Origin of the sequence: Sphaerochaeta sp. S2, assembly GCF_016406725.1 — a bacterium.
Taxonomy (GTDB): Bacteria; Spirochaetota; Spirochaetia; order Sphaerochaetales; family Sphaerochaetaceae; genus Sphaerochaeta.
Window position 1 is genome coordinate 1 of the sequence record NZ_JAEKNT010000188.1, and the last position, 8,308, is coordinate 8,308.

General features: G+C 49.2%; 12 protein-coding genes and 1 pseudogene. 10 read left to right on the plus strand and 3 right to left on the minus strand.

What is annotated here, in order from left to right; all coding sequences use genetic code 11:
* Together JF818_RS05070 and JF818_RS05075 are read right to left on the minus strand one after the other, a co-directional pair.
* Positions 1–322 (minus strand): flavodoxin family protein (locus tag JF818_RS05070; RefSeq protein ID WP_198890882.1); only part of this gene is annotated, 322 nt, incomplete at its 3' end.
* A gap of 103 nt (positions 323–425) precedes the next feature.
* Positions 426–839, minus strand: coding sequence for a hypothetical protein (locus JF818_RS05075; RefSeq protein ID WP_198890883.1), 414 nt, complete (start codon positions 837–839; stop codon positions 426–428).
* Between the two features lie 157 nt (positions 840–996).
* Between JF818_RS05075 and JF818_RS05080 the strand changes: the two genes are divergently transcribed.
* Genes JF818_RS05080 through JF818_RS05125 form a run of 10 tightly spaced genes read left to right on the plus strand, consistent with a single transcriptional unit; the run spans position 997 to position 7,640 of the window.
* Positions 997–1,344: a P-II family nitrogen regulator gene (locus tag JF818_RS05080; protein WP_198890884.1), complete on the plus strand. Its 348-nt coding sequence runs from the start codon at positions 997–999 to the stop codon at positions 1,342–1,344.
* Between the two features lie 2 nt (positions 1,345–1,346).
* The gene (locus JF818_RS05085) at positions 1,347–1,802 is read left to right on the plus strand and encodes a PTS sugar transporter subunit IIA (RefSeq protein ID WP_198890885.1); all 456 of its coding nucleotides are present in this window, start codon (positions 1,347–1,349) and stop codon (positions 1,800–1,802) included.
* Positions 1,803–2,315, plus strand: coding sequence for a Na+/H+ antiporter subunit E (locus tag JF818_RS05090; protein ID WP_198890886.1), 513 nt, complete (start codon positions 1,803–1,805; stop codon positions 2,313–2,315).
* A complete protein-coding gene (locus JF818_RS05095; RefSeq protein ID WP_198890887.1) occupies positions 2,312–2,578 on the plus strand; it encodes a monovalent cation/H+ antiporter complex subunit F in 267 nt (88 codons plus the stop codon). Before JF818_RS05090 ends, JF818_RS05095 begins: the two co-directional genes overlap by 4 nt.
* On the plus strand, positions 2,578–2,907 hold the full coding sequence (locus JF818_RS05100) for a monovalent cation/H(+) antiporter subunit G (protein WP_198890888.1): 330 nt from the start codon (positions 2,578–2,580) through the stop codon (positions 2,905–2,907). The genes JF818_RS05095 and JF818_RS05100 overlap by 1 nt, the downstream gene beginning before the upstream one ends.
* Positions 2,904–3,137 (plus strand): hydrogenase subunit MbhD domain-containing protein, encoded by a 234-nt coding sequence (locus JF818_RS05105; protein WP_198890889.1) that lies wholly within the window; start codon positions 2,904–2,906, stop codon positions 3,135–3,137. Before JF818_RS05100 ends, JF818_RS05105 begins: the two co-directional genes overlap by 4 nt.
* The gene (locus JF818_RS05110) at positions 3,137–3,871 is read left to right on the plus strand and encodes an MnhB domain-containing protein (RefSeq protein ID WP_198890890.1); all 735 of its coding nucleotides are present in this window, start codon (positions 3,137–3,139) and stop codon (positions 3,869–3,871) included. Before JF818_RS05105 ends, JF818_RS05110 begins: the two co-directional genes overlap by 1 nt.
* Complete coding sequence (locus tag JF818_RS05115) at positions 3,861–4,205, plus strand: sodium:proton antiporter (protein ID WP_198890891.1); 345 nt, start codon at positions 3,861–3,863, stop codon at positions 4,203–4,205. The genes JF818_RS05110 and JF818_RS05115 overlap by 11 nt, the downstream gene beginning before the upstream one ends.
* Entirely contained in the window at positions 4,195–5,922 is a 1,728-nt protein-coding gene (locus JF818_RS05120) for a proton-conducting transporter membrane subunit (protein WP_198890892.1), read from the plus strand. Before JF818_RS05115 ends, JF818_RS05120 begins: the two co-directional genes overlap by 11 nt.
* The gene (locus tag JF818_RS05125; RefSeq protein ID WP_198890893.1) at positions 5,919–7,640 is read left to right on the plus strand and encodes a complex I subunit 5 family protein; all 1,722 of its coding nucleotides are present in this window, start codon (positions 5,919–5,921) and stop codon (positions 7,638–7,640) included. The genes JF818_RS05120 and JF818_RS05125 overlap by 4 nt, the downstream gene beginning before the upstream one ends.
* Positions 7,641–7,707: 67 nt before the next feature.
* Here the strand turns inward: JF818_RS05125 and JF818_RS05130 are convergent.
* Positions 7,708–8,308 (minus strand): annotated as a pseudogene (locus JF818_RS05130) (phenylalanine--tRNA ligase subunit beta); the annotation flags it as partial.

Consider the following 8,308-nt stretch of genomic DNA (forward strand, 5'->3'; position numbering starts at 1 on the left):
GTTCAGCGGCATACCCAAACAGCTTAACCAGAAAACTCAATAGTTTGCTGCCTACCTCCCCCAAATCTGCTCGGGTATCGAAAGAGGCAATCTTGACTCCCTTCAGGGATCCTGCAGGAAGATCTTTGAGGAAGGTCTTCACAGGTTTTAAGGGCTGAAATGCTTGGGTTGGCGAGCCGACAATCAGGATATCGAGACCGGTAAGGTGTTCTTCCTTCACCTGGTTAACATGCAGTACGGTTGCTTCGGTTGCAGTACCGATTGCTTGAGCAATTTTCTCCGTATTCCCATACATGGAATCATACACTACTAGAACATGCATCGATTTTTCTCTCCATTTGCTTAATTTTAATCGTTCATAATTGAATTCGCAACAGTACAACCTATTGTATGGGAATATATTAGGTTATTTCCTTAGATACTATTCAGTAGAGAGCAATGAGAGGTTCGAAGGATGCCCCACGTGCTGCTGGAATATAGGCATCTTGCTCTTCATCGAATGCCAAAAATGCCTCTGTTGTGGTTTTCCTCTCAAGTATGGGAATCGGACGGGGACCCGCCCATCCCTTTTTCAACTTCTGATGCATGTAGGAGATGGTTATGCAGTCGCCTTCCGCTAGGTTGGTTTCACTGGAAACCACCCCGATCACCTCAGCTTTCACCGTTATCTCGGTACCACCTGTGAAGGGTCTCCACCGCTTTGAGACACTTCTGATCGAAAGGTGTAGTTGTTCAGGAGCATTTATCTGCATAGAGCGATACTCTACCGGAGCAATCTCGGATATGAGCAATGCCAAGGGAAACATGAGTAGGAATACCAGAAGCAAGAGCTTTCTCATAAGCAGTTTTCCTCTTCCCTTACAATGAAATCGAAAAAGAAGGCTGTCAAGAGAAGGAGTAGGTTGAACCCATACTATTGTCTGATACTGATATCATTTGACCAGCCCTATTACCGCATGGTACCATCCCTACATCCCTTGATGCAGGAAGGATTCAATGAAACTATTGGTTTTCGTCTTGAATAACGAAGCGTTTCTGGAAGAGGTCATGGAAGCCTATGTAGAGGCTGGCATCACCGGGTCCACCATTCTCGACAGTGAGGGAATGGGACGTTTCCTTACCTATGAGGTCCCGCTCTTTGAAGGATTCAAGGACTTCATGAAGGGCAATAAACCCTACAACAAGACGATTTTCTCGGTAGTGCACAACGAAGAAGTGGTGCAACAAGCCAAGAAACTGGTAGAGGAGATTGTTGGAAGCCTGGATAATCCAGGAACCGGAATCATGTTCACGCTACCTGTGGATTGGGCAGCCGGCCTGGTAAGGGAAGCAGAAGAGGTGTAGTCATGGAAGGAATTAGCAGATTGATTGACGAGTCGTGTATCTTGCTCGATAGAGAAGAACACTCAATCGAGACCATCATCAAGACATTGACTGAACAACTGAGCAGTACACATCCTGACCTTGCACCCCAGCATCTGATGCAGAAGGTCATCGATGGAGGATTCCACACCACCTGTATGGGAGAAGAGTGTGCCATCACACATGCCCGTTGCCCATCCATGACCAAAACACTCATGGCGGTAATGCGCCTTGACCCTCCCTTGGACCTGAAAGCAATCGATGGCAAAAAGGTCCGCTTGGTATTTCTCTTGGTTGGTCCACAAAGTAGTGCAAGTTTTCACCTGAAAATTCTCAGCAGACTTGCCCGTCTCCTCCATAATGAGGCTCTTCGTAATGACTTGCTGGGTGCAGAAACCGGCAAGGCTTTCTTGGATAGGATTATTCGTCAGGAGGATTGAATGAATAGCAGACGAGTCTGGGCGATCCTGCGTTTTGTGTTGACCACCCTGTTTTTGTACTTCGTCTGGGTCTTGTTCACCGCCGACTTGGGCCTTTTCAGCCTGCTCTTTGGGCTTGGAGCCTCAGTTTTAACTGCAGCACTCACCTACCACATCTTCCTTCCCGAACATGAGGCAAACCTGCGCTTTTTCATCCCTCACCTCTGGGCTCTCCTGAGATTCCTGTTTCTTATGGTCCTTTCCTTGTATCAATCGAGTTATCAAGTAGTGAAAGCTGTCATAACAGGGAACACCAATCCAAGGATTGTACACTTCAGGACCCCTCTTCGCAGTGATCTCGCAAGGACAGTACTGGCAAATGCCATCACCTTCACTCCAGGAACCATGACCCTTGACCTTAATGATGACCATCTTACCGTACATTGGCTCCTATGCACCACCACCCATGCAAAAGCAGCAGGAGAAGCAGTCAAGACAAAACTCGAACATGCACTCGGGAGGACATGGCTATGACAGATATACTCCTCCAGGCAATGCTGGTGATGTTGATTCTTTTTGCCATCGGCACATTACTGAGGCTGCTGCTCGGTCCGACGGCAAGTGACCGATTGGTTGCATTGAATGTACTGAGCGCTGTCTCTCTTGCACTGCTGGTGCTCTGGGGAATCAGGGTCGGGCGTACACTGTATCTGGATGTTGCCTTGGTCTATGACATCTTTGGATTCCTCGGATTCCTTGCGATCACCCGGTTCCTCAAAGACAGGAAGGAGAACTGATGATTATACGAGAGATCCTGGCATTGATAGCCTTCTTCGTTGGAACCTTCTTTGGTCTGTTCGGGATGGTTGGGCTCTTCCGTTTCCGAGACCCCTACTCCCGTCTCCATGCTGGTTCCTTATGCGGAACCACCGCAGTTTTCTCTTATCTGATCGCCCTGCTCTTGCTCTCTCCAACGCTCGCGAGCGGGGCACGGATTTTCATAATTCTGGTATTTTTCCTTATTTCTGCTCCCACAGGGTCCTCAATCGTGGCCAAGTTTATCTGGGAGAGTGAGGATGCCACCCGGCAACGATCAGCGATGAAGAGGGAGGATAAGAGCCTATGACCATCCTGCTTCTCTCTATGATTCTTGCTCTTGGCTGCTTTGCATTGCTCTCCAGGGATTTGTTGCATTCAGTGATTGCCCTTTCTGCACTCAGCATGCTCAGCGCCCTGATGTTCACGATACTTAGAGCTCCAGACGTTGCCATCACCGAGGCAGCTGTAGGAGCCGGAGTTTCCACCATCATCTTTGTATGGGCTATCCGCCATACACGAAGAAGGAGTAAAGATTAATGAAACGAACATTGTTCATCATGAAAATCATATTCATACTCCTTGCCCTAGCCCTAGCCATCTTCCCGGTCATCCTCTCCTCCCACCCCTGGCCGGAGGCATCGAGGGACTATCTCTCTGAACATGCCCTCACTGACACGGGAGCCGTGAACACTGTCAGCTCAATTTACCTGGGGTATCGTGCAATGGATACCTTGGGGGAAACCTTGGTCTTGCTGGTCTCCATCACCGGTACGATGGGGATCCTGATCAACCTTGGAAGGGAAAGCGAGGAAGAGGAAGCGGTGAGTTTCTCCCTCGCTCCCGAAAAACGACCCACCAATGCACAGAGGACCCACCTTCTTGAGGTGGTTTCCTCAAAGCTTGGCCCGGTCGTCTTGCTCTTTGGGTTCTATGTCATGTTGTATGGGCATATCTCACCAGGAGGAGGGTTCCAAGGTGGGGTAATTGTCGCCTCAGCCATCGTTTTCCTTGCCTTGGGAACCGAGACGCAAACCAAACTGACCAACACCAATGTACTGGGAAGAATAGAGGCTCTATCCTTCCTTGTACTTATAGTGGCAGCTACCAGTGGGGTTTTCTTCGAAAGCGGGTTCTTCGGTAACCCGATCAAGAGTGGTTCTTCCCTCTCTGCAAACTTCATCATCCTCTTGAACATCATCATCGGACTGAAGGTGGGGACAAGCATAGCGGTCATGTGTATCGCCATGATGGGAGGACGCCGTGGTCATTGAACGCATTCTGATCTTCTTGCTTGCCCTGATAGGTTTCACTGCCATTGTTGGGGCAAAGAATATCATCAAAAAGGTGTTCGGACTCAATATCCTGAATGCTGCAGTGGTACTGCTCTACATACTGGAAGGTAGCAGGATCGGGGACCAAGCCCCTATCCTGGGGGAGGGGATAACCAACATGGTAGACCCAGTTCCCCAAGCCTTGATGCTGACCGCTATTGTCATTGGTGTGTGTGTTACTGCTCTTGCCTTGGCTCTGGCAGTTCGGTTATACAAGGCAACCGGTTCCTTGGAGATAGACACGATCAATGAGAGGTTGCGTAGTGAGCATTGAGAGCCTCTTCCTCAGCCCAGTCTACCTTCCCATGCTTGGTGCTGCACTCATTCTGGTTACCAAGCACTTCTTTACAGACAGACAAAGACGAGCTGTGGAATACCTCTCTGCCCTTATTGCATTCATTATCCCACTCATTGCCTTCATATTCCTGATCAAGCCGGTTCTAGCTCATCACCAGGTGCATATGATTCTCGGAACCTGGGAGACTACACTGGGTATCCACTACCATTTTGACGGGCTCTCCTTCCTCCTTATCACCATCAATCTCCTGGTCAGTATCCCAGTTTGGCTCTACTGCAGAATAACAGGCCCCCATCAGGAAACATTCACGATAATCTTCCTCATCCAAAGCGCATCCATCGCCGCCACCAGTCTTACTGCTGACCTATTCAACCTGTTTGTCTGCCTTGAGGTAATGGGGGTAACCAGCTATGTATTGGTTGCCAGTAGTGAGAAGAACAAGGCAATACTCTCCTCTTTCACCTACCTACTCTTCAGCGCCACGGCAATGGTATTCTTCCTGATAGGAACATTCGGACTCTATAGAATCTCAGGATCCCTTGCCTACGACACCATCGCCCAGGCAAAGAACTTGCTCTCGGGATCCGACCTCCTGGTTGCACGTCTCTCACTTGTCCTGATTGTCGTATCGGTGCTCCTAAGAACTGCAGTCATTCCACTCTCAGGTTGGTTGGTAGGCGCACACTCGAATGCACCCCATGCAGTTTCAGCCTTGCTTTCTGGGGTGTTGATAAAAATACCCCTCTTTGCCTTGGTTCGTCTTTTACTGCTGGTTACCGGTACCGAGTTGCTTGGCTCCATCCTTGCATGGGCAGGAGGGATTTCCACCCTGCTGGGTATTCTCCTGGCACTCAGGGAGCACCACACAAAGCGTTTGCTTGCCTATAGCTCAGTCAGCCAGATTGGGTATGTCGTGACTGCCTACGGATTGGCCTTGGCATCAGGTCTTGAGACTGAAGAGGGTGCACTACTGCTCGCTCTTGCCCTTCTCTATGCTTTCAGCCATGCCTTGGCAAAAGCCACACTCTTCATGACGGTGGGACGTGCCTGTGACGCAGTGGGTAGCAAAGACTTGCATGTGGCTCGAGGGGCTCTTTCAGCGTTGCGTGCACAAGGTGAAAGATTCCCCATTACAGGCATAGCATACCTGGTTGCATTTCTCTCGATCAGTGCACTTCCCCCCACCATTGGTTTCTGGGGAAAGAATTCACTCGTATACCTATCAAAAGGACATGGGGCAAACTACCTATTGAGTATTACTTCAGTATTTACCATTGTTGCATATCTTAAGCTCTCTGGTATCTTTCTTCCAAGGAAGAACCAAGAAACTCAGCATGTGGAACCTTCGTCTACTGCTCTCACCTCTCTCTCGCTCATTTTCCTTACATTACTCCTCCTTGCCGGAGGGTTTTGGTATACTGATCTCCAGACGTTTGTGGTCCAGGTTCTCTCTCCACTGGGAGCTACGAATGCAACACTGACCAGTTATTCAGCACTCCAGGATTTACTGAAGACAGGACTCACCACCACTATCGCTCTGCTACTCTTTTTCATTGGATCCAAAACCAGATTGGAAAGGTATTTTGAAGCAAGAAGGGAGTCAACAGCATCATTCCCCAATCTCTTCTTCGGTTTTGCATTGATGGTTGCTGTCATGGCTTGGTGGCTCCTCTTTCCGGGAGGAGCGTTATGAACATAACCCACACCATACTCTTCTCCCCAGTATTTCTCCCTCTTCTCTCAGCAGCAGGGATACTCTTTATCAAGAGCTTCTGCCCGACGGGCATCAGGAGAGTTGCGGAGTATTTGGGAATACTGATAGGAATGGTACTCCCCCTACCTCTGGTTCTCACGCTCTACCCCATCCTGCAGAACCAAGGGTACATTGAGACAACCATTGGAGGGTATGCAAAGAGTATCGGCATCGTCTACCGTTTTGATGGAATGAGCTTGCTCCTGATTTTCCTGGCTGCAGCGATCACCATCCCCTCCTGGATTTTCTCCCGTAAGCAAGGACCTGGACATAGCTATTTCACAGCACTGATGCTCATCCAGAACGCTTCCATAGCAGCAATCGGTATGGCCAGTGACCTTTTCAACCTTTTTGTCTGCCTCGAACTCATGGGCGTAACTGCCTATGTCCTGATTGCAACCGGAAAGAAATCCAACGCAGCCTATGCATCATTCTCCTATCTTATGCTCTCATCGTCTGCAATGGTATTTTTCCTGCTCGGTACCTTCGGTCTCTACAAACTCACCGGTTCACTCAGCTATGAAGGGATTTCCAGGGGATTGGAAGCTATCTCTGGAAGAAACCAATACGTTGCACTTTTCTCCCTGCTTCTGATCATTGTCCCGGTTCTATTACGCGTAGCAGTTATGCCGCTCTCCCTGTGGTTGGTAGATGCGCATGCAAAGGCGCCGCATGCTGTTTCAGCGCTCCTCTCGGGAGTGCTGTTAAAAGTGCCTCTCTTTGCACTGCTGAGAGTCTTTACGCTCTCTCCGCTTGCCACTCAGCTTGCCCTTCCGGTCAGCTACGCTGGAGCTGCAACAGCCTTGATCGGAGTGTTGCTTGCTCTCTCCCAGAGTGATGCAAAGCAACTGCTCGCTTATCACTCCATCAGCCAGATAGGGTATATCGTAAGTGCCTGGGGGTTGGCTCTGCATGCAGGGATCACCACATCAACAGGGGCACTGCTTCTTTCAGCCTCCTTCTTCCATGCATTCAGCCATGCACAGTTCAAGGCCTTGCTCTTTCTTACCATCGGAAAGGCTACTGATGCAGCAGACAACCGCAATGTCTATACACTAAGAGGAGCAAACCAAGCACTACGAAATGAAGGAGAGAGAATACCGCTTACGATGCTCTGTTTTCTCGTCGGTGCACTTTCCATTTCTGCACTTCCCCCGTTCAATGGTTTTTACAGCAAGACATTGGTTACCTACACGCTCAAGGGAAGTATGCATTATACCTTCCTGACCCTTGCCTCAGCGGGAACCATTGCTTCGTTTATCAAGCTTTCACGGATTTTTCTTCCATCCAAACAACCAGTGATGCGTGCAGTCAGCAAAGAGAGGAAACGATTTCCCGTCTCCACACACCTCTCATTTATCCTGCTTGCCCTCTCCTGTCTTGCTGTCGGTATCTTCAGTGAACAGATGATATTATTCATCACCCAACTGATTAACCCAGAAGAAGCCAATGTTTACAGCAATACCTTCTTCTTTACACAGGACAAACTGATCAAGACTGCGCTGACCGTCCTCGCAGGCATAGTACTCTTCAGTCTTGCTGTTACCAAACCAGGACAGTATGTATTGCACTTCTTGGAGAAGAGACGAGGAGGATTTACCGATCTCTTCCTCGGATTTGCCGTTGCACTCGGGGCTCTTGCTTTGATTGCATGGTAAAAAGAAAAGTGCCACAACACATTTCTGGCTGCAACACTCTTCTCTACGCTATTCTCTTGGATGGTTGTTAGTTCAACAACATATCCAGGTCCACCTCACAGGCAATGGTGGGAGTTTCACTTCCCCAGTTCTCCAGAACTGCAGGATGGATTTCTCCAAATACCCCTACCTCTTGTTCGCCTAGCATAATTCTGGCACAACGACCTTCTATGAACCGGCCATCGCCTTCCAAGGCTGCAAGTTGATACTCCTTGCCGAGGAAGTAGAACAGGGTGTTCACTATCGAAGAGACCTCGTTGTAGCCCATCACACTGTCACTGGCAAGGAAACCAAGACTATTACGGGTTGTGGTCCCACTATTCTCGTTCTCATCGAGGAATGCAATCTTACCCACTTCGAAGATCTTGTGTGGGAAAGGTGCATGGGCACTGACACTCTCACTCTCCAACAGGGAGGGGATTACCGAGGGGCGCACCACCTCATAGTTCTCACTCATTGGATTGGAGATGAAGATGCATTTTTCAGCAGGGAACTGCATGTTGTCCACATATTCCCGCTTGGAACCAAGATAGTTGTACATCATCTCCTGGAATCCAAGACCCACCATCAAGTCCTTGACCTTGCGGCCCAACTCCTCAGCTGGGCTTAGTCGTCCAACCGTGAAATCC